Below are 23,775 nucleotides of genomic sequence, written 5' to 3'. Positions count from 1 at the left end.
TTCTCCGCCGACCGGAACCCCGCCTTCCGGGCCAGACCATCCGACCCCAATTCCCGGGCCGACCGCCGGCTGATCCCGTGCGCGATGCGCGCCTGCAACGCCTGCACCCGACGGCCCACCCCCGCCAACGCCTCATTCACCGCCAACAGGCCCGCATCGGTCATCGCCTCCACATCGTCATCGACCACCGCCGACGGGAACCCGCCACCGAGCGCGGAAAGCCAGCCGGCATCCACACTCTGCACCGCCTCCACGAGCGGTGCCAGATGAGTGACGGTGACTTCGACCATGCCACAAGCCTACGCAACGCATTCGACATGCACAAGATCTAGTCTCGAACATAAGAACGAACTCATGTCCTCAACGCGAGCGAGTCATCCGTCGATCGTCCGGACCGAGTCGCGCACGATGACGGGCATCGTCAGCAGCTCGTGGGCGAGCTCCCGGTCGCCGAGGAGCATCTCGACGCCGTGCCGGGCCATCTGCTCGTAGGGGAGGCGTGCCGTCGTCAGCCCCGGGCGCACCAGGCCGGCGAGCTCCTCGTCGTCGAACGACACGACCGAGATGTCGTCGGGGACGCGGCGCCCGAGGTCTGTCAGTGCCTGGTACACCCCGAACGCGACCCCATCGGTCGCGGCGATGAGCGCGGTGAGGTCGGGGTGGGCGGCGAGCATCCGGTGCGCCTCGTCGTAGCCGATCTGGGTGTTCCAGTCGTCGACGACCACCTCGACCGCCGTCGCGCCTCGTTCGCCCAGGGCATCGCGGATCCCGGCGAGACGCCGCGCGATGGTCGCCGATCGGCGTGGATCGCCGGCGATGTGCGGGATGTCGCCGATGAAGCCGATGCGAGAGTGTCCGGCATCCAGCAGGACGGAGGCCATCGCCCGCCCCGCGGCGTATTCGTCGGGCAGGACGCTGGGCAGGTCGTCGGGAGTCCGGCCGTTCACGATGACGACGGGCACGCCGTGCGGGGCGGCGGGGATGTCGACCATGCGGGCCGCCATGAGGCCGACGATGACGCCGTCGACGCGGCGGTCGATGAGTTCGCCGAACGCCTCCGCGAGCTGCGACACGTTGTCACCGGTCTCGGCGATGAGGACGGTGTGGTCGTGCTCCTTGGCCGCGCGGAGGGTGCCGCGCACCATCGCCGACGCGAATCGGGTGATGGTGACCTGGTCGGAGATGAAGCCGATCGTGCGGGTCTTTCCCGAGCGCAGGCTCTGCGCGGCCGGATTGGGCTTGTAGCCGAGCTGTGCTGCGGCGGCACGCGCACGTTCGGCGGCCTCCTCGGACAGCCGGGAGCCCGGCCGATCGTTGAGGATCAGGCTCACGGCGGCCTTTGACAGCCCCGCGAGCTGCGCCACATCGGCGAGCGTGGGTCTGCGCTGCGCTGGCATCGATTTGCCCTCCTTTTTCTCAATGTAACGGACCCATCCCTGTGCTGAAGCAATTCAGCACAGGCACTTGTCTGCTCCGCGCACGGCCTGATACCGTATGCTGTAACGGTTTAGCATTTCGTACATGCGGGCGGCGCCGCAAGACCGAAGGAGGTCTCGAATGTCGGTCGGCAGAAGGCTGTTCCGAAACGGCGCATACCTGCAGAGCTCGACGACCCTGCTCGTCTTCTTCGCCGGCTGGGGCATCTGGTGGTCGTTCTTCGCCGTCTGGCTGGGCGAGGGCCTCGGGCTCAGCGGCGCCCAGATCGGCACCGTCTACTCGGTCAACTCGCTCACCACCATCGCGGTGATGATCGCGTACGGGATGATCCAGGACCGCCTCGGGCTGAAGCGCAACCTCGTGATCCTGTCGTCTGCGGTCATGGCCTGCCTCGCCCCGTTCGTCCTGTTCGTCTATCAGCCGCTCCTGCAGCACGCGTTCGGACTCGGCGTGATCGCCGGCGCGATCTACCTCCCGTTCGGCTACACGGCCGCGGTCGGGCTGCTCGAGGCGTTCTCGGAGCGGATGAGCCGCACCTACGGATTCGAGTACGGTCAGGCGCGCGGGTGGGGTTCCCTCGGGTACGGTATCGCCGCCCTGTTCACCGGCTTCATGTTCACCATCAGCCCGTCGATCAACTTCGTCATCGGCTCCGTGCTCGGCATCGCCTGCCTCCTCGTGCAGGTCTTCTGGAAGACCGACGGGGTGCCCCTCGCCCCGGGGCACAACTCGCATCCCCGAACTCCGAGCCTGCGGGAGATGGGCGCGGTGCTGAAGCTGAAGAGCCTGTGGGTCGTGATCGGGTTCGTCATCTTCAGCTGGACGTTCTACAACCTCTACGACAACCAGATGTTCCCGAACTTCTACGCCGGGCTGTTCACCGACGAAGCCCTCGGCGTGCACACCTACGGCATCCTGAACTCGATCCAGGTGTTCGCGGAGGCCGCGTGCATGATGCTCGTGCCCCTGATCATGCGTCGCATCGGCATCCGGAACACCCTGCTGCTCGGGGTCGGCGTCATGGCCGTGCGCATCCTGGGATCCGCGATCTTCACCGATCCGGTGATCGTCTCGTGCGTCAAGATGCTCCATGCGATCGAGGTGCCGCTGTTCATCCTCGGGATCTTCCGCTACCTGACCCTGCACTTCCCGGCCGCTCTGTCGGCGACGCTGTACCTCGTCGGATTCGAGGTCGCCGCCCAAGTCGGCAACACGCTGTTCGCGATCCCGTTCGGGTTCATCCGGGATGCGATCGGCTATCAGCACACGTTCCTGGTCATCGTGGGCGTGGTCCTCTGTGCCGGAGCCTGGGCGTTCTTCGGACTCAAGAAGGACGATCAGGATGTCCAGGGCGATCCGTTCGTCCGCCTCGGACAGTCCGGCGTGACGGGACTGGTGAAGACGCCTCAGCCGTGACCGGCGCGCGATCGATCACAGTGCTGAATCAACGGTGCTGAATCAATTTAGCGAAATCGCTTGCGTCTGCACCTGAGAGACTGCTACCGTCTGCTTAATCGGTTCAGCAGCGTCGCTCGCACGAGGCGTGCGAGGCGGACCACTCAGAGAGGAGTCGTTGATGGCACGTGAATTCGGGCCGGTCATGGACCGGCGTGATCTGTTTCGGCTGGGAGGTGTCGGGCTCGCGGGACTCGCGCTCGCAGGCCTCGGCACCAGCCTGGCCGGCTGTGCGCCGGGGGCATCCGCCGGGGGATCCAACACCGGAACCCTGACCATGCTCTACTTCGGCGACCAGAAGGCCGCCACCACCCTGCAGAACGCCCTGCAGCCCAAGGTGAAGCAGATCGACAAGGATCTCACCCTCAAGGTCACGGCGATCAACGGCACCGACTGGAACGACTTCCTGGCCAAGGTGCTCACGCTCATCGCGGCAGGTCAGGCACCCGACATGGTGAGCGTCGCCACCGAGGGCCTCCAGCTGATGGCCGCCAAGGAGCTCATCACCCCGCTCGACCCGTACGTCACCAAAGACATGGCGACGCTGAAGTCCACCTACTTCAACGACATCCACCCGGCCCTCATCGAGGCGATGATGTTCCAGGGCCACCTGTACAACATGCCGGACAGCTTCAACGCCGGCAGCATGTTCTTCAACACCGGCGTGCTGCAGAAGGCCGGCGTCGCCGCTCCCGCCGCGACCTGGTCGATGGACGACTTCCACAACACGGCCCAGGCCATCCAGAAGGTCGGCGGCGGCGTCCTGCCGTTCGACTGGGTGGTGCGCCTCTGGGGCAGCTGGACCTCCTTCCTCTACGCCAACAACGGCAACCTCCTCGAAGAGGGCAAGTACGACGGCGGCGACTGGCTGTGGAGCAAGGCGTACACCCCCGGCGACCCGCAGGTCGCCGGCCGCAAGGGCGGGTGGAAGTGGGGCGCGCCGACGGCGAACTCCGCGGCATCCGTCGAGGCGCTGCAGTACGTCATCGACATGCAGAAGGCCGGCCTCTCGCCCTCGCCCGACGTGGGCGGCGGCGGCACGCTGCAGGGCCTTTTCGCCTCCGGCCGGATCGGGATGTCGATCGGCGGCGGCTTCTGGGCCGGCGGCCTGCACAACGCGGGCATGAAGGACGGCAGCTTCAACGTGCAGGCGTTCCCGCGCTGGCAGAGCAACAAGTCCCTGTTCGGCACGGGCGGGTACTCGATCTTCAAGTCCTCGCAGAAGAAGGATGCCGCGTGGGAGGTCATCAAGATGATGATCCAGCCGGAGAGCTTCGACATCATGTTCCCCGGCAACGTCACGACGCCCGGTCGCAAGTCGCTGATGACCGCCCAGCGGTACAGCACGACCGGCCCCGAGAACTGGAAGGTCTTCTACGACCAGCTCGACGGGTCCGTGCCGATCTCCGCCCCGACCTACTACAACGCGCTCGCGACGTCGCTGAACCAGCGCACGACGCAGGCGGTGTCGGCGGGGCAGGCGAAGCCGGCGCTGGATGCCATGCAGAGCGACCTCGAGAAGGTGTCGCAGGGCTCCTGATGTCCGTCGTCGCCTCCTCCCCGCGCGCGCCCGAGCGCGTGCCGTCGCCCGAGGCGAAGAGAGCTCCCCGGTCCGTCCGCCGCCGCCCCGGCGCGCGGCGGACGGCCCGGCGGGAGGCGATCTTCGGCTTCGCGATGATCGGTCTCGCGATGCTGTTCGTGACCGTGTTCACGTTCCTGCCGATCGTCGCCTCGCTCGGGCTGTCGTTCTTCGACTGGGATGTCATCTCCCCGCCGAAGTTCGCCGGTCTCGCCAACTACCAGCGCTTCTTCACCGACCAGCCCGTGCTGCAGTCCTTCGCGGTCACCATCTGCATGGCGCTCGCCATCGTCGTGCTGCAGCTCTCCCTGGGCCTGTTCCTGGCGGTGCTGGTGAACCAGCGCACGTCGAAGTTCGGCCGCACGTTCTTCCGCACCACGTTCTACCTGCCGCTGCTGGCCTCCACCGCCGCGGTGTCGATCTTCATGGGGTACCTGTTCGACGCCAAGTTCGGCGCGATCAACTACTACCTCGGGCTCGTCGGCATCCCCCCGGTCCCGTGGCTGACCAGCCCCCTGGGCGCGCAGATCACGATCGTGCTGATCGTGGTGTGGCAGCAGGTCGGATTCACGTTCGTCCTGTTCGTCTCGGCGCTCATGGCCGTGCCCGTCGACGTGCTCGAAGCCGCCTCGATCGACGGGGCAGGACCGCTCCGGACCCTGCTGCGCATCAAGATCCCGCTCATCAGCCCGACGATCCTCTTCGCCGCGGTGATCGCGATGATCAACGCGATGCAGCTGTTCGACCAGCCCTACATCATGACCAAGGGCGGGCCGGGATCGGCCACCACGACGGCGACGATCTCCATGTACCAGACCGGGTTCCAGAACCTGCAGTTCGGCTACTCGTCGGCGATCGCCATCGTCCTGCTGCTGCTGATCCTCGCGATCACCGGCATCCAGTTCCTCGCCTCCCGGAAGCTGGTGTTCTACCAATGAGCGCAACCACCGTCATCGTGACCGGCGAGCCGCAGAAGGCGCACCCGGTCACCGGACGCCGCCGACCGGTGTTCCAGATCGGCAAGTTCGTCGGCCTCGTCGTGCTGATCCTCGCCGCCGTGTTCGCCCTCGGGCCCCTGCTGTGGACCCTGACCACGTCGCTCGCGAGCCCCTCGCAGGCGTTCACGAACCCGCCGCAGTGGATCCCGGTGCATCCGGACTTCAGCAACTACGCCGCGGTGTTCCAGCAGATCCCGATCGGCACGTTCTTCATGAACAGCGTGATCGTGACCGTGCTGATCGTCGTCGGGCAGACCATCACCTGCACGCTCTCCGGCTACGCGTTCGCAATGATCTCCTTCCCCGGGAAGAACTGGATCTTCGGGGCGTTCCTGGCGACGATGATGGTGCCGCTGCAGACGATCATCATCCCCGTCTTCGTGATCATCAAGACGTTCGGCCTCAACGACAGCCTGGCCGCCCTGATCATCCCCGCGCTCGGCAGCGCGTTCGGCACGTTCCTCATGCGGCAGTACTTCATGCAGATGCCGCGCGAGCTCGGCGAGGCGGCGCGCATCGACGGCGCGAGCCAGTGGGGCGTCTTCCGGCACGTGTACGCCCGCATGGCGGCGCCCGCGATCTCGACCCTGGCGATCCTGAACTTCTCGGGGTTCTGGGCGGAGTTCTACCGGCCGCTCATCTTCCTGCAGTCGCAGAGCAACTTCACCCTGCCGCTCGGATTGGTGGGTCTGCAGGGCAACCTCGGCACCGGGTCGATCTCGGTGGTCCTCGCCGGCGTCGTGATCGCGATGATCCCGAGCGTCCTGCTGTTCATCTTCGCCCAGCGGTACTTCATCGCCGGCGTCACCGCGGGATCGTCGCGGTGAGCGCGGCCCCCGTCTTCTTCGAGCCGCCCGGCGGCCGGGTGGGAGACGTCATCCCGGCCGTGCACGAAGGCGTCTTCCACCTCTGGTACCTCCACGAGCAGCGCAGCGACGCCGGCTGCGGCATGCCCTGGCACCTGGTCACGACGAACGACTTCGTGACGTTCACCGACCACGGCGAGGCGGTCCCGTCGGGCGGGCCGGATGCCGAGGACTTCAACGTGTACACGGGCTCGGTCGTTCAGGGCCCGGATGCCACCTGGCACCTGTTCTCGACGGCGCAGAATCCCGCTCGGCGCGGCGCCGACGGCCGGCCTGTGCAGCTCGTCGCGCACGCCACGAGCGAATCGCCGCACGGGCCCTGGCGCAAGCTCCCCGAGTGGACCTTCGGTGCGCCCGCCGGGTACGAGACGGGCGACTGGCGCGACCCGTTCGTCTTCCACGACGGCGAGAAGTGGCGGATGCTGGTGGCAGCCCGTCACAGCGACGGTCCTGACCGCCGGCGCGGCACCGTCGCCCAGTTGGTCTCGGACGACCTGTTCGCCTGGCGGCCGATCGAGCCCCTGTGGGACCCGCGCCGCTTCGTCGCGCACGAGTGCCCCGACGTCTTCGAGTGGGACGGCTGGTGGTACCTCGTCTACTCCGAGTTCACCGACACGTTCTGCACGCGGTACCGCATGGCCCGGTCGCTCGAGGGACCGTGGATCGCGCCGGACGACGACGCGATCGACACGCGCGCGTTCTACGCCGCCAAAACGGTGGCACGCGACGGACGCCGCTTCTTCGTCGGGTGGATCGCCGACCGCGAGAACGACGACGACGGGGCGTGGCAGTGGGCGGGCACGATGGCCGTGCTCGAGGCGACGCAGCGCGCGGACGGGACCCTCGCATTCGGGTTGCCGGCAGAGCTCGTCGCGAGCTTCGACGAGCCGGTCCCGGCCGGGATGCCGGACCTCCCGCTCGCGCTCGCCGCACCCGACGCCTTCCGCGCGATCGTCGGCACGGCAGATCTCCCCGAGGCCTGGTACGCCCGTGCCGAGATCCGGATCGCCGACCGCACGGCCGCCGTCGGACTGCTGCTGCGCGCCGACGCCGACGGCGGCCGGAGCGGCATCGTCCAGTTGGAGCCGCGCCGCGGCCGCGTCCTGTTCGACCGGTGGCCGCGCACCGTCACCGGCGGGGAGCAGTGGCAGATCTCGGGCGACGTTCCCTTCGAGTTCGACAGACCCGTGCGACTGGATGCCGGACCCCACATCGTCGAGATCGTCACCGACGGCGAGCTCGTCGTGGTGGTCGTGGACGGTCAGGTCTCTCTGAGCACGCGATTCCACGCCCGCGCCGGAGCCCGGTTCGGATTCTTCGTCAGCGACGGAGAGGCGTCGCTGGAATCCCTCATCGTCCACCGGCGCAACTGAACACCCGCCGTCCCCACCGAACGAAGGAGTACTCCCATGGGCATGCTCGGATGGCCCCACCTTCTGCTGATCTTCGCCGTCGTCATCCTGCTCTTCGGTGCGACCAAGCTGCCGCTGCTGGCCCGCAGCGTCGGTCAGTCGGCCCGCGCCTTCAAAGGCGAGATGCGTGCGATGCACGACGAAGACGGCACCGTCCCCGCCCCTTCGGCATCCGCGGGTGTCGACGGATGACGCACCGACCGCTCATCCACTTCACCCCGGCCCGGCACTGGATGAACGATCCCAACGGGCTCGTCTTCCACGAAGGCCGCTACCACCTCTTCTTCCAGCACAATCCGTGGGGCATCGACCACGCGAACATGAGCTGGGGGCACGCGTCGAGCGTCGACCTCGTCACCTGGACGGAGCATCCCGTCGCGATCCTCGCCGACGAGCACGAGCAGGTCTACTCGGGGTCGGTCGTCGTCGACGTCGACGACACGGCCGGCTTCGCCGGGGCGGGGCAGACCGCGCTCGTCGCGATCTACACGTCACTGTCGACCACCACCGGAATCCAGTCCCAGTCGCTCGCGTACAGCGTCGACGAGGGCATGACCTGGACGAAGTACGCCGGAAATCCGGTGCTGGACCGCGGATCGCGGGACTTCCGCGATCCGAAGGTGTTCCGCTACGACGGCCCGGCGGGCGCGTACTGGGTGATGGTCGCCGTCGAGGCCGATGAGCACCAGGTCGTGTTCTACCGGTCGGACGATCTCAAAGATTGGACCCAGCTGTCTTCCTACGGCCCGGCGGGAGCGGTCGGCGGGGTCTGGGAGTGTCCGGACCTCTTTCCGCTCGCCGTCGACGGCGACCCCGCCGACGAACGCTGGGTCCTGGTCATCAGTCTCAATCCGGGCGGGATCGCCGGGGGATCGGGAACCCAGTACGTCGTCGGCGACTTCGACGGGAGGTGCTTCGTGCCGGACGGCCCCGCACCGCTCGCCGCCACGTCGACGGATCTGGCGCAGCTGGACTGGCTGGACTTCGGTCACGATTGCTACGCCGGCGTCACCTTCAGCGGTCTGGACCGCGGACGCCCTCTGCTGATCGCGTGGATGAACAACTGGGACTACGCCCGCGCCTTCCCGGCGACGACCTGGCGCGGCGCGATGACGCTGGCGCGCACCCTGACGCTTCGCACCGTCGACGGCCGCGCGCAGCTGTGCAGCGCTCCGGTCGCGCCGATCGGGACCGAGGTCATGCGGGTGTGCGGCGTCGACCTCGCCGAGTCGGTGCCGGAGGTCGCGGTTCCCCGGGTCGCGCGCGTCGGACTTCGCGCGCGCGTCGCGCCCGGCGCCCGCCTCGAGGTCACGCTGTGCTCCGGCGGCGGTGAGCAGGTGGCCGCCCTTCGATACGCGTCCGGCGACCGGGTCGTGGAGCTCGACCGTGCTCTCGCACCCGCAGCGGACGGGGATGCCGGCGGAATGCTCCCGGGCGTGAGTCGGGCGGTCATCCCCGGCGAGGGCGACCTCTTCGAGGCGACGATCATCCTGGACCTCACCGGCGTCGAGGTCTTCGCGGCGGGAGGCGCGCGCGCGATCACCGACCTGGTGACGCGCCCCGTGGATCGGCTGATGCTCGGCGCGCATGGCCCGGTGCGTCTGGAACGGCTGACGGTCCACGACCTCGAGGGCGCGCAGTGACCCGCGTCGCCGTGGTGGGGGAGGCCCTCGTGGACGTGATCGGAACCACAGCCCATCCGGGCGGCTCGCCGGTCAACGTCGCCGTGGGCCTGGCCCGTCTCGGTCTCGACGTCACGATGATGACCAGATTCGGCCGCGACGCCCACGGCCGACTGCTGGAGGAACATCTGGCCCGAGCCGGGGTGACGCTGGCGCCCGGATCGGCGGCGCCCGGCGCCCGCACCTCGAGCGCGCACGTGACGCTCGACGAGCACGGGGCGGCGATGTACGCGTTCGACGTCTCGTGGGATGTCGCCCCACCGGATCTCGGCGGGTTCGACCTCGTCCACACCGGGTCGATCGGCGCGTACCTCGAACCCGGAGCCTCCGCCGTGGCATCCGCGCTCGCCGGCGTCCCGGGCGGCACCGTCGTGAGCTTCGACCCCAACATCCGTCCCGCGCTGGTCGGGGCGCGGGCGGAGGCCGTCGCCCGGACGGAGCGGATCGCCGCGCTCAGCCACATCGTGAAGCTGAGCGACGAGGATGCCTCCTGGCTGTATCCCGGCATGCCGGTGCTCGACGTCCTGCGGCGATTGAGCGGGCTCGGCGCGAGACTCGCCGTCGCGACACTCGGGGCGCGGGGATGCCTGGCCATCGCGGGTGCCGACGTCTTCGAGGTTCCCGCGCCACCGGTCGTGGTGGCGGACACCGTCGGGGCCGGGGACTCGTTCATGTCCGGGTTGCTCGCGGCGCTCGTCGCGGACGCCGGGCCGGGCGTCGTCGCGGCCGGAACGGAGCCCGGTCGCGGATGGGAGCACGCTCTGCGGTTCGCGCTGTGGAGCGCGGCCGTCACGGTGGCCCGGCCGGGCGCGGACCCGCCATGGGCGGACGAGCTCGTCAGTCCGGGTGGTGATCGTCCCACGCACGCCGCATGAGCGTGTTCACATCGCGATCCAGATGCGCGAACTTCGCGTCCATCGCGTCGAATCGCGCATCGACCGCCTCGAACCTCGCGTTCATCTCGGCGCGCAGGCCGCCCATCTCGGCGCGCAGGCCGCCCATCTCCGCGCGCAGGCCGCCGATCTGTCCGCGCAGCTCTCCGCGCAGGCCGCCGATCTGTCCGCCCAGCTCTCCGCGCAGGCCGCCGATCTGTCCGTCCAGCTCTCCGCGCACGCCGCTGATCGCGCTCGTCATGGATCGCATGAGGAGGGTGGTCATGAGCGTCATCCCGCCGAGCATGATCGTCGTGAAGACTCCGATCAGCGCCCAGGTCTGTGTGCCGTCCATCGTCCGCCCCCTCCGGTCGTCTCGTGCGTCTGGAACCAGCATGTCAGCGACGTCGGGCGCACTCGGTCCAGGTCGGAGGATCTGTGGACAACTCATTGCACGGCTGCACGGTGGACAGGTGGGGCGCCCGTCATCCGGCGCCCTTGGGCTCCGCGGCGCATAGGCTGACGGCATGACTCAGGATGCCGTCATCGTCGATGTGGTCCGCACCGTCTCCGGCCGAGGCAAGCCCGGCGGGGGCCTGAGCGGCATCCATCCGGTCGACCTCGCCGCGGCCACGCTGCGCGCGCTGCTGGAGCGGAACGGATTGGAATCCGCGCAGATCGACGACGTGATCATGGGCTGCGTCAGCCAGGTCGGCGACCAGTCACTGAACATCGCCCGGCAGGCTGTGCTCGCGGCCGGGTTCGCCGAGACGGTGCCGGCGGTGACGATCGACCGGCAGTGCGGGTCGAGCCAGCAGGCGGCGCACTTCGCCGCGCAGGGCGTGATCGCCGGAGCCTACGACATCGTCATCGCCGCGGGCGTGGAGTCGATGAGCCGCGTGCCGCTCGGCTCGAACGCGCACGGCGGACACGTGTCGGCGGGGGTGGCGTCCCGCTACCCGGAGGGTCTCGTCAACCAGGGCGTCTCCGCCGAGCTCATCGCCGCGCGCTGGGGGCTCGGACGCGCCGAGCTGGACGCCTTCAGCGCCGAGTCGCACCGCCGCGCCGCCGACGCCTGGGCGACCGGACGCTTCGCCGGCCAGGTGATCGCCGTCGACGGCGCCCCCGACCGCGACGAGACGGTGCGCCCGGCCACGACCGCGGACGGCCTCGCCGGCCTCCCGCCGGCGTTTCGCACCGACGCCCTCGCCGAACGCTTCCCGGATCTCGACTGGCGGATCACGGCCGGAAACTCGTCGCCGCTGACGGATGCCGCAGCCGCTGTGCTCATCATGTCCGCCGAACGCGCGGCGCAGCTGGGGCTCACGCCGCGGGCGCGGTTCCACTCCTTCGCCGTCGTGGGCGACGACCCGATGCTGATGCTCACGGGCCCCATCCCGGCGACTCGCCGCATCCTGGACCGGTCGGGCCTTTCGATCGACGACCTCGACGCGTACGAAGTCAACGAGGCGTTCGCCTCGGTGCCGCTCGCCTGGCTCGCAGAGCTGCACGCGGATCCGGCCCGCCTGAACCCGTGGGGCGGCGCGATCGCTCTCGGACACGCGGTCGGGGCATCCGGCGCGCGCCTCCTGGGCACCCTCGTCGCGCACCTCGAGGCCACCGGCGGCCGATACGGACTGCAGACGATGTGCGAGGGCGGCGGCATGGCCAACGCGACCGTCATCGAGCGCCTCTGACGCAGACGAATCGCCCTCCGAAGGGCCGAGATCGCGCGGCCAGGGAGCCCCGTGCGCCGAACCTCGGATGTCCGACTATAATGGCGGATGACCGAACAAGCGTGACGTGGCGCAACGGATGCCGCGTCCCGATGACCGTGGAGATCCCATGCTGATGTCGACCACCCCGCTCCTCACCGCCGACGAGCGCGCCGCGATCCTCGAGGCGGTGCACGAGTTCTCGGATTCCGAGCTCGCGCCGTTCGCCCTGGAACGCGACGAGCACCACACGTTCCCGCGCGACACGCTTCGCCGCGCGGGCGAACTCGGACTCGGCGGTGTCTACGTGCGAGAGGACGTCGGCGGCACGGGGCTCGGGCGCAGTGAGGCGGTGCAGATCTTCGAGGCGCTCGCCCAGGGGGATCCGGCGATCGCGGCGTACATCTCGATCCACAACATGGCCGCCTGGATGATCGACACGTACGGCAACGAAGAGCAGCGCACCACCTGGCTGCCGCGCCTGGTCACGATGGGCGACCTCGCCGGATACTGCCTCACCGAGCCCGGCGTCGGGTCGGATGCCGCCGCCCTGCAGGCCCGAGCCGTCCGCGACGGCGACGACTACGTGCTCACCGGGGTCAAGCAGTTCATCTCCGGCGGCGGGGAGGCATCCGTCTACGTCGTCATGGCCCGGACCGGGGACGCCGGTGCCCGCGGCATCAGCGCCTTCGTCGTCGATGCCACGCTGCCGGGCGTCTCGTTCGGCAAGCTCGAACGCAAGATGGGCTGGAACGCGCAGCCGACGCGTCAGGTCATCCTCGACGGCGTGCGGGTGCCGGCATCCGCCCTGCTCGGCGTCGAGGGCCAGGGGTTCAAGATCGCGATGTCCGGGCTCGACGGCGGCCGCCTCAACATCGCCGCCTGCTCGATCGGCGGGGCCCAGTGGGCGCTCGACCGCACCGTGCGGTACGTGCAGGAGCGCTCCGCGTTCGGCGAGCCGCTGGCGCAGAAGGAGGCCATCGCGTTCGCCATCGCCGACATGGCGACCGAGCTCGTCGCGGCCCGGGCCCTCGTGCGCGATGCCGCCGCGGCCGTCGACGCGAAGGCTCCGGATGCCACCATGCAGTGCGCGATGGCCAAGCGCTTCGCGACCGATGCCGGGTTCCGCGTCGCCAACGAGGCCCTGCAGCTGCACGGCGGCTACGGCTACCTGCAGGACTACGGCATCGAGAAGGTCGTCCGCGACCTGCGGGTGCACCAGATCCTCGAGGGGACCAACGAGATCATGCGCGTGATCATCGGCCGTGAGGTTCTGCGCGGCTGACCGCCCGTGGAACGATGAACGCATGAGCGAGTACGAGACGATCCTGGTCGAGACGCGGGGCCGCGTGGGCTGGATCACACTGAACCGTCCCGAGGCGCTGAACGCCCTCAACAGTCAGGTGATGCACGACGTGGTGGATGCCGCGACCGCGTTCGACGCCGACGAGGGCATCGGGGCGATCGTGGTGACCGGGTCCGAGCGCGCGTTCGCCGCCGGGGCCGACATCAAGGAGATGGAGGCCAAGTCGGGTCTGGACATGATCATGGGCGACCACTTCGGTGAGTGGGGCCGGTTCGCGGCCGTGCGCACCCCGGTGATCGCCGCGGTCTCCGGCTACGCCCTCGGCGGCGGCTGCGAGCTGGCGATGATGTGCGACATCATCCTCGCCGCCGACACGGCCAAGTTCGGGCAGCCCGAGATCAACCTGGGCGTCATCCCCGGCATGGGCGGATCCCAGCGGCTGATCCGCGCGGTCGGCTACTACAAGGCGGCCGAGCTCGTGCTGACGGGGCGCATGATGGATGCCGCCGAGGCGGAGCGCTGCGGCCTGGCATCCCGCGTGGTGCCGGCATCCGACCTGCTCGACGAAGCCCAGAAGACGGCGGACGCCATCGCGGCGAAGTCGCTGCCGAGCGTCTACGCCGCCAAGGCCGCGCTGGATGCCGCCATGGAGACGAGCCTCGCCGAGGGTCTGCGGTTCGAGCGGCACGTGTTCGCCGCGCTGTTCGACACCGCCGACCAGAAGGAGGGCATGGCCGCCTTCCGCGAGAAGCGTCCGCCGCAGTTCACCGGCCGGTGAGGGTCATGCGCCCTGAGCTCGTCGAAGGGCAGGACCGCCAGGTGGGGATTGCGCTTCGACAGGCTCAGCGCGCTCGAAGACTACAGCGGCTCGGGTGCCGGGCGGGGGTCGGCGAAATCGCCGGCATCCCGCCGCATCCGGGCGATCACCGACACGAGGGTGTCGGCATCCTCCGACGACAGTCCCGGCTGCTCGAAGACCTCGCGGTTGAGCGCCTCGGTCGCCTCGACCGCGAGCGCGCGGCCAGCGTCGGTGAGCACCACGAGCGTGGCACGGCCGTCTTCGGGGTGCGGTTCGCGCTGCACGAGACCCGACGCCTCGAGCCGGTCGACCGTGTTGGTGACGCTCGTCGGATGCACCTGCAGGCGCACGGCCGCGGACGCCATCGGCATGCGGCCCTGACGGCTGAAGTGCAGCAGCGTCAGCATCTCGTAGCGGGCGAACGTGAGCCCGAAGGGGCGCAGCGTCTGCTCCACGCGCGCCAGCATCAGCTGCTGCGCGCGCATGATCGACGTCACGACCGTCATTCCGGGGGCGGCATGCGTCCACCCGTGTTCAACCCATTGGCGCTTCGCCTCGGCGATCGGATCGATGCGCAGGGTGCGTCCGGCTCGTTTGGCAACCACTTGGGCGGACCTCCTCTTAGATACACAACGTTATCGGGTCCCGCGGGCCTGAATAGACTCGAGATGCCGTCAGTCACGGAGACTGCGACGAAGGAGTTCGCATGAAGATCGTCGTTCTGGTCAAAGAGGTGCCCGACACCTACGGAGACCGCAAGCTCGCGCTCGAGACGGGACTGGCCGACCGCACCGGCGACCGGGTGCTCGACGAGATCTGCGAGCGGGCCCTGGAAGCGGCGATCACGCTGGGCGAGAAGGCCGGCGACACCGAAGTGGTGGTCGTCTCGATGGCCGGTGAGGCGGCGCAGGCGACGGTTCGCAAGGGACTCGCGATGGGTGCGGCATCCGCCGTGCAGATCGTGGACGACAAGCTCGTCGGCGCCGACGTGTCGCTCACCGCGCAGGTGCTGGCCGCGGCGGTGAAGCGGATCGGCTTCGACCTGGTCGTGGCCGGCAACCAGTCGACGGACGGATCGGGCGGCGTCGTGCCGGCGATGGTCGCGGAGCTGCTGGACGTGCCGCAGCTGACCGCGCTGAACACGCTCGAGGTCGACGGCGGCACGGTTTCGGGGGAGCGGGCGATCGACGGAGGCACGGCCCGCGTGTCGGCGGCGCTTCCGGCGGTCGTGTCGATCACGGAGCGGATGCCCGACCCGCGCCTTCCCAGCTTCAAGGGCATCATGGCGGCGAAGAAGAAGCCGTTCGAGACGCTGTCGCTGGCCGACCTCGACGTGGATGCGGATGCCGCGGCGCAGCCGTGGTCGATCATGGTCGCGGTCGCCGAGAAGCCGCCGCGTGCGGCGGGCGTGAAGATCACCGACTCCGGGGACGCGGGCGAGCAGCTCGCGAAGTTCCTCGTCGACAACCGGCTGGCCTGAGGAGAACACCGATGACCGACTTCGGCACCAACCCCGTCCTCGTCCTGCTGGACGTCACCCCCGACGGCTCCCTCGCGAAGAGCTCCGCCGCGCTGATCGGCGCGGCATCCGTCGTCGGCACCCCGGTCGCCCTCGTGGTCGGCCCCGGGGCGGAGGAGCTCGCGGCGAAGGCCGGCGAGCTCGGCGCCCCGCACGCGCTGTGGGCGCCCGGTGACCCGGCGAAGCTGACCCTGCCGGCGGTGGCCGCACTGACCGCCGCCGCGGACCTCGTGCACCCCGACGCGGTGCTCGTCTCGAACTCCGTGGACGGCCGGGACGCCGCCGCCCGCTACGCCGCACGGGCGCGGGTCGCGCTCGCCGCGGACGCGGTCGGCGTGTCCCGGGACGACGAGGGCGTCGTCGCGCACCACTCCGTGTTCGGCGGCGCGTTCACCGCCGACTCGGCGGCGACCTACGGCGCACCGGTGATCACGGTGCGCCAGGGCGCGGTGGACGTGCGACCGGAACCGGTGACCGCGACCGTGACGGCCCTGGACGTGCCCGGCGACGATCGGCGTGCCGCGAGCGTGGATTCGGTGGATGCCGCGGAGGTGGCATCCACCCGGCCCGAACTCCGCGGGGCCGCCAAGATCGTGTCGGGCGGTCGCGGGCTCGGCTCGGCGGAGCAGTTCGCGCTCGTCGAGCAGCTCGCCGACGCCCTCGGTGCCGCGGTGGGCGCCTCCCGCGTCGCGGTGGACTCCGGGTGGGTGCCGCAGTCGTACCAGGTCGGGCAGACCGGGGTGTCGGTGTCGCCGCAGCTGTACGTCGCGCTCGGGATCTCCGGCGCCATCCAGCACAAGGCCGGCATGCAGACCGCGAAGACGATCGTCGCCATCAACAAGGATGCGGATGCCCCCATCTTCGACATCGCCGACTTCGGCGTGGTCGGCGACGTGTTCCAGGTCGTGCCGCAGCTGATCGCGGCCCTCGAGGCGCGGAAGGCATAGGTCCCGTGGGAACGGTGCAGTTGCGGCGCGGGCTGCCGCGCGTCGCGGGCGGGGACGCCTGGCCGCCGGCCGGGGTCGCGGATGCGGCGGCCGTGACGAGTGTCGAGCCCGCGGTGACGGAGCCGGCGGCACCGCCGAGTGCGCCACGTGCGGTCGTGGAGGCGCCCTCGGTGGCGGTGGCGGTGCCTGCCGCGGCCGCTCCCGGGGTTGCGCTGCGGCGCGGTCTGCCGCGGGTCGCCGGCGGGGAAGCGTGGCCACCGGCGGGTACGGCCGGAGCCGCGGCCGCGGCTGAGGCTGCGCCGACGGTCGCGGCGCAGAACGCGCCGAGCGAGACACCCGTGGTCGAGGTTTCGCCGACCGCCGCCCCAGTTGCGCCGAGCGCCCCCGTGGCTGCCGCGGTCGTGGACGCAGGCGCCGGCGTCGGGCTGCGACGCGGACTGCCGCGCGTCGCCGGAGGAGAGCCGTGGCCGCCGGCCGGTGCTGTTGGGGGGATTGCCCTTCGACAGGCTCAGGGCGCGGAACCCGCGGCTCAGGGCGCGGAACCCGGGGCTCAGGGCGCCGAGGTTGCCGGACCCGACGTGTCCGTGCCGCTGGGATTCACACGCTCCGTGTACCCGGGGACCGCGCCGCGGCATCCGGCACCGGCGCCCGAACCGGTGCGCATCGGGCCGTTCACCCGCGTGCAGTGGGCCGGGGCCGTGATCGTCGGCGGGGCGGGACTCCTGTTCGCGGCGGCCATGGTGGTGCTCGCCGTACGGGTGTTCGTATCGCTGCCGTTCATGGTCGACTTCCTGCACACCTACCCCGGTCAGTACGCGCTGCCGGCATCCGCCCCCGTCGGCTTCCCGGTGTGGCTCAACTGGCAGCACTTCCTCAACGTGTTCTTCATCGTGCTCATCATCCGCACGGGGCTCGGGGTGCGGAACCAGAAGCGGCCCACCGTGTTCTGGACGCCGCGCGGGGCCGCTAAACGCAAGGTCAGCCTCACGCTGTGGACCCACCAGGCGCTGGACACGCTGTGGATCCTCAACGGCCTCGTGTTCGTCGTGCTGCTGTTCGCCACCGGGCAATGGATGCGGCTCGTGCCCACGAGCTGGGCCGTGTTCCCGAATGCGATCAGCGCCGCGCTGCAGTACGCGTCGCTGAACTGGCCGCACGACGACGGCTGGATCAACTACAACAGCCTGCAGCAGCTCACCTACTTCGGCGTGGTCTTCCTGCTCGCCCCGCTCGCCATCGTCACCGGTGTGCGGATGAGCACCGTGTGGCCGAAGGACGCGAAGCGGCTGAACAGGGTGTACCCGGTGGAGTGGGCGCGCGCCGTGCACTTCCCGGTGATGATCATCTTCGTGCTGTTCGTCATCGTGCACGTCTTCCTCGTGTTCGCGACAGGGGCCCTGCGCAACCTGAACCACATGTACGGGGCATCCGACGCGGTGAACTGGGTCGGATTCTGGTGGTTCGCGGCATCCCTGCTGGTCATCGCGGCCGGCTGGGCGGCACTGCGCCCGCTCGTCCTCGCGCCGATCGCGCGGCTGTTCGGCACGGTCAGCGGACGGTGAGCGGGGGATAACCCGAAAAGAAGGCTCCGGATGCCTCGGCGGCGGCGGGAGGACGGGATTCCTAACGTGGATGACATGACATCGACCACGATCACCTCCCCGGCGCCGGCGAGAGCGCGCCCCCTGCGCGTCGCGACGCCCGGCCGGCTCGCCCTCACGACACTTCACCTGCTCGCGATGGGCGTGATCGGCGTCATCGCGTTCACCGTGCTCGTGACTCTCCTGAGCACGGGCCTCGGCCTCCTTCCGGTGCTCGGGATCGGACTCGTCGTCCTGGTGGCCTTCGAATACTGCCTGTACGCCCTCAGCTGGCTCGAGACGGCCCGCATCGACGGCCTGTACGGATTCGGGCTGCCCCCGCGGCGGGTCCGCACGAGCGGCCAGCCCGGATTCACCGGATTCCTGCGCACGCTCTGGCTGCAGCTGATCGACCCGATGATGTGGCGCGCGATCGCGAACGCCGTCATCGCCACCCTGCTCGGCTGGCTGGCGTGGGTGTTCCTCAGCTCCTTCGCCTCCGGCATCGCGTTCGCGTTCTCGCCGCTGTTCGGCGACAACCAGGGCAGCGTGCAGCTGTGGGGCATCCAGATGAACGAGCCCGGCGCCCCGCTGGTCGTCCTCGTCGGCATCCTCGCCGCGGTCGTCTCCCTCGCCGCGCTCGTCGGCCTCGCCGCCGTGCACGGCGTGATCTCCCGCGCCGTCATGGTCCCCTCGCGCGAAGCGCTGCTGGCCGACGAGGCCCGCAGGTCGCAGCAGCAGCGCGCCGGGGCCGTCCGTGCCGCCGACGTCGAACGGCACCGCATCGAACGCGACCTGCACGACGGCATCCAGCCGCGGCTCGTCTCGGTCGCGATGACCCTCGGCATGGCGCAGCAGAAGATCGACACCGACCCGGCCGCCGCCAAGGAGCTCGTGTCCGAGGCGCACACCTCGACGAAGGCCGCGATCACCGAGCTCCGGCAGCTGGCGCGCGGCATCCACACCTCGGTGCTCGACGACCGCGGGCTGGATGCCGCCCTGTCGGCGATCGCATCCCGCTCGCACATCCCCGTGCAGCTCGACGTGCGTCTGACCACCCGCTGCCGGCCCGAGGTCGAAGCGGCCGTCTACTTCGTGATCGCCGAGGCGCTCACCAACGCCGCCAAGCACTCGCGGGCCTCCGAAGTACGCGTCATCGTGCGCCAGCGCGAGGACGGCACCGTGTGGGCCCGGGTCGAGGACAACGGCATCGGCGGGGCGACCGTCACCGCCGGAGGCGGCCTCGACGGCCTCGAGAATCGCGTGCTCGGCGTCGGCGGGACCCTCCGCATCGACAGCCCCGTCGGGGGTCCTTCGACCGTGGAGGTGAGTGTGCCGTGCGCATCCTGATCTGCGAAGACTCCGTGCTGCTGCGCGAAGGCCTCGTGCGACTCCTCGAAGACGCCGGCCACGACGTGGTCGCCGCCCTCCCGGAGGCATCCGACCTGGCCGCGACGGTCGCGGACCGGCATCCCGACCTGTGCATCCTCGACGTGCGGCTGCCGCCGACCTACACCGACGAGGGGATCCGCGCGGCTCTGGCGCTGCGCGCCGCCGACCCGGCCCTGCCGGTGCTGGTGCTGTCCCAGTACGTCGAAGAGCGCTACGCGTCCGACCTGATCGCCGGACGCGGGGGAGCCCTCGGCTACCTCCTCAAGGACCGGGTGGCCGACGTGTCCGAATTCCTCGAGACCGTCGACCAGATCGCCGCCGGCGGCACCGTCTTCGACCCGGAGGTGGTCGCGCAGCTGCTCGGCCGCCGCGCCCGCGACGAGCGGATGCAGCGCCTCACGGCCCGCGAAGCGAGCGTGCTGGCGCTCATCGCGGAGGGCAAATCCAACCAGGCGATCGCGAAGACCCTGTACATCAGCGAGGGGAGCGTCGAGAAGCACATCACCTCGGTGTTCCAGAAGCTCGACCTCGAACCCGACGAGTCCGGCAACCGGCGCGTGCTGGCCGCCCTCGTCCACCTCTCTCACGGCGGCACGGCCGCCTCGCAGTCCGGAGACCTCTCATGAGCATCATGCCCCCTCCCACCGTTCCGACGCCCCCTCCGGCCCCGCCGGCACCCGGCGGACAGCCGCCCGCACGCCGCACCTCGTCGCTCATCGTCTCGATCGCGATCGCCGTGGTCGGCGGACTCATCGTGGTCGGCACCGTCGCCGGGGTGGCGCTTTCCACCGTCGCCGTGGCGAACCGGCATCAGGATTCCACCGCGGTCCCCGTCGCCGAGGTGAGCGCGCTCGACATCCAGGTGTCCGGCGGTTCACTCACCGTGACGTACGGCTCCACGAGCGAGGCGCAGCTCACCGTCGACCGCGGGTTCGGGTCGACGCCGTGGACGCTCGAGAACGTCGGAGGCACGTTGAAGGTGGCCTCGCCCGACCACGCCACGGCATTCGGCTGGCCGTTCGGGGGCAGCGGCACGGCTACGCTGACCCTGCCGTCGTCCATGCTGGCATCCGACGTGGACGGCACCGTGCAGGTCGACGGCGGATCGGTGTCGCTCGAGGGCGGCCGGTTCGGAGACCTGCGGGCCGCCACCGAGGCGGGCTCGCTGCGCCTCTCGGGTTCGGCGCAGACGGTCACCGCGCGGTCGGATGCCGGCGACTCCACCCTTGACCTCGACAACGTCACCACCGCGAAGCTCGACGTGAGTGCCGGCCGCATGGTGGCGACGCTCGGCGGGACGGCCCCGCGAGGCGTCGATGCCACGGTCAGCGCGGGAGCGCTCGATCTCGGGGTCCCGGCCGGGCCGTACGTCGTCACGTCGACCGTCAGTGCGGGGGCATTCCACAACACCCTCGGTTCGACGCCCGGGGCGACCAATGCGATCACGGCAGACGTCTCCGCCGGGGCCCTGACCCTGCACGGCTCCGCGGGCTGACGCCCGCGGGACGGCCCGCACCCTCCCGGCCCTCCGGCCCTCCTGTCCCCGGGCGGTTCCGCGGTCCTGGATTGCACGAATCCGCGCAATTCAGGACCGCGGAACGTTGTCCGCGGAGCGTTCGGTGGTCCTGGATCGCACGAATCCGTGCAATTCAGGACTGCGGAGCGGTCGCGGGCGAAGGCCGGACTCAGGAGCCCGGGAGTCAGGAAGCCGCGCGGCCGGCGGCGAAGCCGGCGGCGTACGCCTCGTCGGTGCCCTGGCGGAACATGTCGTCCGCGATCGAGCGGGCGATGGTGCGGGCGCCGGGAAGAGAGAGGTCGCCGACCAGGTCCGCTCGGCCCCGCACGACGGCCACCGGCGTCCGGGCCGACTTGCCCTTCACCAGGTCGGTGGCCGCGCACAGCTCGTCGGCGACGCACGGCAGGGTCACCGCGAGCGGGCGGCCCTCGGCATCCGTCGTGCCGCGGAGGTCCTCGAACACGTGCACTCCGCCGGCGCCAATCGCCGCGTCCGTCTGACCGTCGCGCCACGCGCGGCCCATCGTGTCGCTGATCAGCACGCCCACCTGCACCCCGAGCCGCGCACGCAGCCCGGCCGCGAGCGTGCGAGCCGTGGTATCCGGATCCTCCGGCAGCAGCAGTACCGTTCCCTCGGGGGTGTTGGATGCATCGACTCCGGCCGCGGCCTGCACGATGCCGAGGCGGTTCTCCACGATGCGGGTCACGGCTCCGGACGGCATGACCCGGGAGGCCACCACCCGCACGGTCTCGGCCGTGATCGCCTCCTCGCGATCGGCGGCACGGACGATGCGGCCCTCGGCCTTGGACACGATCTTCGACGTCACCACGAGGATGTCGCCGTCGGCCAGGGTGTCGCCGGCGGCATCCGCGAGCACGCCGATCAGATCGTCACCGGGACGGATCTCTGCGATGCCGGGCAGCGCCCAGATCTGCAGCGGCGTCAACGGACGAAGCGCACCTCGGTGAGCGTCTCACCGAGGAACGGCTCGGTGTGCGACGCGCCGTCGAGCGTGAATCCGTTGCGCTGGTAGAAGCGGTGCGCGCGCGGGTTGTCGTCGGCGACCCACAGGTACACCTGCTCGTCGGCGTCGACGGCGGCGTCGAACAGCTTCTGGCCGATGCCGGTGCCCTGGAACTCCTCGAGGAGGTAGATGAAGTAGAGCTCGCGACCGCGCGGGGCATCCTTGTCGCGCGCCGGGCCGGACCCGACGAAGCCGACGATCTCGCCTTCGACGAGCGCGGCGCTCATGCGGAACTCAGGGCCCTGAACCGCCCAGTGCGTCCACAGCTCCGCCAGGCGACGGGGCGAGACGCTCTCCAGCGCGGCCTTGCTGATCAGGTGGTCGTAGGTCTCGTGCCAGCACTTGGCGTGCACACGGCCCAGCGCTTCGGCGTCGACATCGCGAACCGGGCGGACGACGAGGGACTTCAGATCGGCGCTCATGGCGAGACTCTACGCGCGGGTCCGGCGGAGGGGAAATCGGTGTGTAACGGGTGTGGGACGCAACTGTGAACGGCACATGACGAAGGCCGGATTGCGACGCGAAACAGCCGCTCGGCGTCGTTCGATGCGTCTCGTGTGGGACGGATGGAGGTGGGTCGTCCGGATGGCGGCACGACACGCCCCGGGGACGCCGCCAGCCGTTCAGATCGCCGCCATCCGTCCCCGCGCCCCCGGTCGTTGAGCGAGCGCAGCGAGACGAAACGCTCGCCCCGGGTTGGGCATCAAGATGTGCTGCAACCCGCTTGCATTGTGGATGCTTGTTCGATAGTGTGGAGGTATCGAGTTCGAAGATTTCAACGTAGCCGGAGGGGGATGCCATGGCCGACACGTCGCTCGGTGGGCTGTCCCCGGTGCTGTCGGACCTGGACGCGCTGGTCGATGGTCTCGGTGGTGCGCGGGCGCGGGTGGCGGTCGCGTTCGGTGCGGAGACCCGGTTCTACGCGTCGGTGGCCGCCCTGGTGGACCGGCGGGAACGCGAACGCGCCCACCAGGCCGACACCGGCGCGGTGGTGTCCGCGTCGCAGTTGGCGATGCGGGAGATCTACGCCGAGATCGCCGCCGCGGTGCGCCTGTCCGAGTATCAGGTCGCGTCCCGGGTGAACCAAGCCCAGATCCTGGTGTCCCGGTTCGGGCAGACCATGTCCCGGGTGGATGCCGGGGTGCTGTCCCCGCAGCACGCGACCACGATCGCGGACGTCGGCGGCGTCATCGACGACCCCGACATCCGGGCCGAGTACGAGGATCACGCGATCGACCTGGCCGGCGAGCTCACCCCCGCCCAGTTGAAGGACGCCCTCGGGGTGCTGGTGGACCGGCTCGACCCCGACGGCACCCAGGCCCGGATCAAAGAAGCCGTGCAACGCCGCTCAGTACGCAAACGCAGCGTGGAGCCCGGGGTGGGGCAGTTGATCATCACCGGCCCCACCGCCCACATCGAAGGCACCTACAACCGCCTCACCGACATCGCCACCGAACTCCACACCCAAAACCAGACCGACACCGCCGCCGCGGCCGAGGCGACCGAAGCCGCAGTAGCCGCGGGTGCAACCGAGGTCGATGCAGTCAACTCGGAAGCCGGCGACGACGCCGACGCCGCGACTCCCTTCGTTCCGGATGAGCGCACCCGGGCGCAGATCATGGCCGATGTCGCCCTGGACCTGCTGCTCACCAACGTCCCCGACGCACACGGCACCA

24 protein-coding genes are annotated in these 23,775 nt (G+C 70.0%); 18 read left to right on the top strand and 6 right to left on the bottom strand.

Features of this window, described 5'->3' with window-relative positions; all coding sequences use genetic code 11:
- Both LK09_RS19400 and LK09_RS19395 read right to left on the bottom strand, forming a co-directional pair.
- A partial coding sequence (locus tag LK09_RS19400) for a hypothetical protein (RefSeq protein WP_039403339.1) occupies positions 1–290 on the bottom strand: 290 nt, incomplete at its 3' end.
- An 84-nt stretch (positions 291–374) separates the two neighbouring features.
- On the bottom strand, positions 375–1,397 hold the full coding sequence (locus tag LK09_RS19395; RefSeq protein WP_039403336.1) for a LacI family DNA-binding transcriptional regulator: 1,023 nt from the start codon (positions 1,395–1,397) through the stop codon (positions 375–377).
- 160 nt (positions 1,398–1,557) lie between these two features.
- Here LK09_RS19395 and LK09_RS19390 point away from each other — a divergent pair, with 160 nt between their 5' ends.
- The 8 genes from LK09_RS19390 (at position 1,558) to LK09_RS19355 (ending at position 10,304) form a co-directional block, all read left to right on the top strand.
- Positions 1,558–2,853 (top strand): oligosaccharide MFS transporter, encoded by a 1,296-nt coding sequence (locus LK09_RS19390; protein WP_039403334.1) that lies wholly within the window; start codon positions 1,558–1,560, stop codon positions 2,851–2,853.
- A 160-nt stretch (positions 2,854–3,013) separates the two neighbouring features.
- On the top strand, positions 3,014–4,432 hold the full coding sequence (locus tag LK09_RS19385) for an ABC transporter substrate-binding protein (RefSeq protein WP_039403331.1): 1,419 nt from the start codon (positions 3,014–3,016) through the stop codon (positions 4,430–4,432).
- Complete coding sequence (locus tag LK09_RS19380; RefSeq protein WP_197061116.1) at positions 4,432–5,409, top strand: carbohydrate ABC transporter permease; 978 nt, start codon at positions 4,432–4,434, stop codon at positions 5,407–5,409. Before LK09_RS19385 ends, LK09_RS19380 begins: the two co-directional genes overlap by 1 nt.
- Positions 5,406–6,296 (top strand): carbohydrate ABC transporter permease, encoded by an 891-nt coding sequence (locus tag LK09_RS19375; RefSeq protein ID WP_052227029.1) that lies wholly within the window; start codon positions 5,406–5,408, stop codon positions 6,294–6,296. The genes LK09_RS19380 and LK09_RS19375 overlap by 4 nt, the downstream gene beginning before the upstream one ends.
- Positions 6,293–7,708, top strand: coding sequence for a family 43 glycosylhydrolase (locus LK09_RS19370; protein WP_039403328.1), 1,416 nt, complete (start codon positions 6,293–6,295; stop codon positions 7,706–7,708). Before LK09_RS19375 ends, LK09_RS19370 begins: the two co-directional genes overlap by 4 nt.
- A gap of 36 nt (positions 7,709–7,744) precedes the next feature.
- Positions 7,745–7,939: a Sec-independent protein translocase subunit TatA gene (locus LK09_RS19365; protein ID WP_039403324.1), complete on the top strand. Its 195-nt coding sequence runs from the start codon at positions 7,745–7,747 to the stop codon at positions 7,937–7,939.
- Positions 7,936–9,390, top strand: coding sequence for a glycoside hydrolase family 32 protein (locus LK09_RS19360; protein ID WP_052227028.1), 1,455 nt, complete (start codon positions 7,936–7,938; stop codon positions 9,388–9,390). Before LK09_RS19365 ends, LK09_RS19360 begins: the two co-directional genes overlap by 4 nt.
- Entirely contained in the window at positions 9,387–10,304 is a 918-nt protein-coding gene (locus LK09_RS19355) for a carbohydrate kinase family protein (RefSeq protein ID WP_039403321.1), read from the top strand. Before LK09_RS19360 ends, LK09_RS19355 begins: the two co-directional genes overlap by 4 nt.
- Here LK09_RS19355 and LK09_RS21260 read toward each other — a convergent pair.
- Positions 10,267–10,656, bottom strand: coding sequence for a hypothetical protein (locus tag LK09_RS21260; protein WP_039403318.1), 390 nt, complete (start codon positions 10,654–10,656; stop codon positions 10,267–10,269). The two genes, LK09_RS19355 and LK09_RS21260, sit on opposite strands and share 38 nt — an antisense overlap.
- A 172-nt stretch (positions 10,657–10,828) precedes the next feature.
- Between LK09_RS21260 and LK09_RS19345 the strand changes: the two genes are divergently transcribed.
- From LK09_RS19345 to LK09_RS19335, 3 genes are all read left to right on the top strand, one after another.
- Positions 10,829–11,998, top strand: coding sequence for a thiolase family protein (locus LK09_RS19345; protein ID WP_039403315.1), 1,170 nt, complete (start codon positions 10,829–10,831; stop codon positions 11,996–11,998).
- A gap of 148 nt (positions 11,999–12,146) precedes the next feature.
- Complete coding sequence (locus tag LK09_RS19340) at positions 12,147–13,301, top strand: acyl-CoA dehydrogenase family protein (RefSeq protein ID WP_039403312.1); 1,155 nt, start codon at positions 12,147–12,149, stop codon at positions 13,299–13,301.
- Positions 13,302–13,323: 22 nt separating this feature from the next.
- Positions 13,324–14,100, top strand: a complete 777-nt coding sequence (locus LK09_RS19335; protein WP_039403309.1) for an enoyl-CoA hydratase — start codon at positions 13,324–13,326, stop codon at positions 14,098–14,100.
- An 80-nt stretch (positions 14,101–14,180) separates the two neighbouring features.
- On the opposite strand, the gene LK09_RS19330 is transcribed toward LK09_RS19335, so the two are convergent.
- Positions 14,181–14,726 carry a MarR family winged helix-turn-helix transcriptional regulator gene (locus LK09_RS19330; protein WP_039403306.1) on the bottom strand — a complete coding sequence of 182 codons (546 nt, stop codon included), beginning with the start codon at positions 14,724–14,726 and terminating at the stop codon, positions 14,181–14,183.
- A 101-nt stretch (positions 14,727–14,827) separates the two neighbouring features.
- Between LK09_RS19330 and LK09_RS19325 the strand changes: the two genes are divergently transcribed.
- The 6 genes from LK09_RS19325 to LK09_RS20995 all read left to right on the top strand — a co-directional run bounded on the left by LK09_RS19325 (position 14,828) and on the right by LK09_RS20995 (position 21,054).
- A complete protein-coding gene (locus tag LK09_RS19325; RefSeq protein WP_039403303.1) occupies positions 14,828–15,601 on the top strand; it encodes an electron transfer flavoprotein subunit beta/FixA family protein in 774 nt (257 codons plus the stop codon).
- An 11-nt stretch (positions 15,602–15,612) separates the two neighbouring features.
- Positions 15,613–16,587 (top strand): electron transfer flavoprotein subunit alpha/FixB family protein, encoded by a 975-nt coding sequence (locus tag LK09_RS19320; protein WP_039403301.1) that lies wholly within the window; start codon positions 15,613–15,615, stop codon positions 16,585–16,587.
- Positions 16,588–16,592: 5 nt separating this feature from the next.
- Entirely contained in the window at positions 16,593–18,149 is a 1,557-nt protein-coding gene (locus tag LK09_RS19315) for a cytochrome b/b6 domain-containing protein (protein WP_039403298.1), read from the top strand.
- A 75-nt stretch (positions 18,150–18,224) separates the two neighbouring features.
- Positions 18,225–19,517: a sensor histidine kinase gene (locus LK09_RS19310; RefSeq protein ID WP_039403295.1), complete on the top strand. Its 1,293-nt coding sequence runs from the start codon at positions 18,225–18,227 to the stop codon at positions 19,515–19,517.
- Entirely contained in the window at positions 19,505–20,185 is a 681-nt protein-coding gene (locus LK09_RS19305; protein ID WP_039403292.1) for a response regulator, read from the top strand. The genes LK09_RS19310 and LK09_RS19305 overlap by 13 nt, the downstream gene beginning before the upstream one ends.
- 5 nt (positions 20,186–20,190) lie before the next feature.
- Positions 20,191–21,054: a DUF4097 family beta strand repeat-containing protein gene (locus LK09_RS20995; RefSeq protein WP_197061115.1), complete on the top strand. Its 864-nt coding sequence runs from the start codon at positions 20,191–20,193 to the stop codon at positions 21,052–21,054.
- A 205-nt stretch (positions 21,055–21,259) separates the two neighbouring features.
- On the opposite strand, the gene cofE is transcribed toward LK09_RS20995, so the two are convergent.
- Entirely contained in the window at positions 21,260–22,021 is a 762-nt protein-coding gene (gene cofE / locus LK09_RS19295) for a coenzyme F420-0:L-glutamate ligase (RefSeq protein ID WP_039403290.1), read from the bottom strand.
- The gene (locus LK09_RS19290; RefSeq protein ID WP_039403288.1) at positions 22,018–22,521 is read right to left on the bottom strand and encodes a GNAT family N-acetyltransferase; all 504 of its coding nucleotides are present in this window, start codon (positions 22,519–22,521) and stop codon (positions 22,018–22,020) included. Before LK09_RS19290 ends, cofE begins: the two co-directional genes overlap by 4 nt.
- Positions 22,522–22,898: 377 nt before the next feature.
- Between LK09_RS19290 and LK09_RS19285 the strand changes: the two genes are divergently transcribed.
- On the top strand, positions 22,899–23,775 hold an 877-nt coding region (locus LK09_RS19285; protein WP_039403287.1), incomplete at its 3' end, for a DUF222 domain-containing protein.

Source organism: Microbacterium mangrovi (assembly GCF_000802305.1).
GTDB classification, from domain to species: Bacteria; Actinomycetota; Actinomycetes; order Actinomycetales; family Microbacteriaceae; genus Microbacterium; species Microbacterium mangrovi.
The sequence above is the reverse complement of the archived record's forward strand: the minus strand, read 5'-3'. Positions and strand labels throughout refer to the sequence as shown.

Bases quoted from the DNA above. Each gene is read 5' to 3' on its own strand.
- LK09_RS19395 (WP_039403336.1), bottom strand. From the start codon at position 1,397: ATGCCAGCGCAGCGCAGACCCACGCTCGCCGATGTGGCGCAGCTCGCG.
- LK09_RS19320 (WP_039403301.1), top strand. From the start codon at position 15,613: ATGACCGACTTCGGCACCAACCCCGTCCTCGTCCTGCTGGACGTCACC.
- LK09_RS19390 (WP_039403334.1), top strand. From the start codon at position 1,558: ATGTCGGTCGGCAGAAGGCTGTTCCGAAACGGCGCATACCTGCAGAGC.
- LK09_RS19380 (WP_197061116.1), top strand. From the start codon at position 4,432: ATGTCCGTCGTCGCCTCCTCCCCGCGCGCGCCCGAGCGCGTGCCGTCG.
- LK09_RS19310 (WP_039403295.1), top strand. From the start codon at position 18,225: ATGACATCGACCACGATCACCTCCCCGGCGCCGGCGAGAGCGCGCCCC.
- LK09_RS20995 (WP_197061115.1), top strand. From the start codon at position 20,191: ATGCCCCCTCCCACCGTTCCGACGCCCCCTCCGGCCCCGCCGGCACCC.
- LK09_RS19365 (WP_039403324.1), top strand. From the start codon at position 7,745: ATGGGCATGCTCGGATGGCCCCACCTTCTGCTGATCTTCGCCGTCGTC.
- LK09_RS19340 (WP_039403312.1), top strand. From the start codon at position 12,147: ATGCTGATGTCGACCACCCCGCTCCTCACCGCCGACGAGCGCGCCGCG.
- LK09_RS19290 (WP_039403288.1), bottom strand. From the start codon at position 22,521: ATGAGCGCCGATCTGAAGTCCCTCGTCGTCCGCCCGGTTCGCGATGTC.
- LK09_RS21260 (WP_039403318.1), bottom strand. From the start codon at position 10,656: ATGGACGGCACACAGACCTGGGCGCTGATCGGAGTCTTCACGACGATC.
- LK09_RS19360 (WP_052227028.1), top strand. From the start codon at position 7,936: ATGACGCACCGACCGCTCATCCACTTCACCCCGGCCCGGCACTGGATG.
- LK09_RS19385 (WP_039403331.1), top strand. From the start codon at position 3,014: ATGGCACGTGAATTCGGGCCGGTCATGGACCGGCGTGATCTGTTTCGG.
- LK09_RS19325 (WP_039403303.1), top strand. From the start codon at position 14,828: ATGAAGATCGTCGTTCTGGTCAAAGAGGTGCCCGACACCTACGGAGAC.
- LK09_RS19375 (WP_052227029.1), top strand. From the start codon at position 5,406: ATGAGCGCAACCACCGTCATCGTGACCGGCGAGCCGCAGAAGGCGCAC.
- LK09_RS19335 (WP_039403309.1), top strand. From the start codon at position 13,324: ATGAGCGAGTACGAGACGATCCTGGTCGAGACGCGGGGCCGCGTGGGC.
- LK09_RS19345 (WP_039403315.1), top strand. From the start codon at position 10,829: ATGACTCAGGATGCCGTCATCGTCGATGTGGTCCGCACCGTCTCCGGC.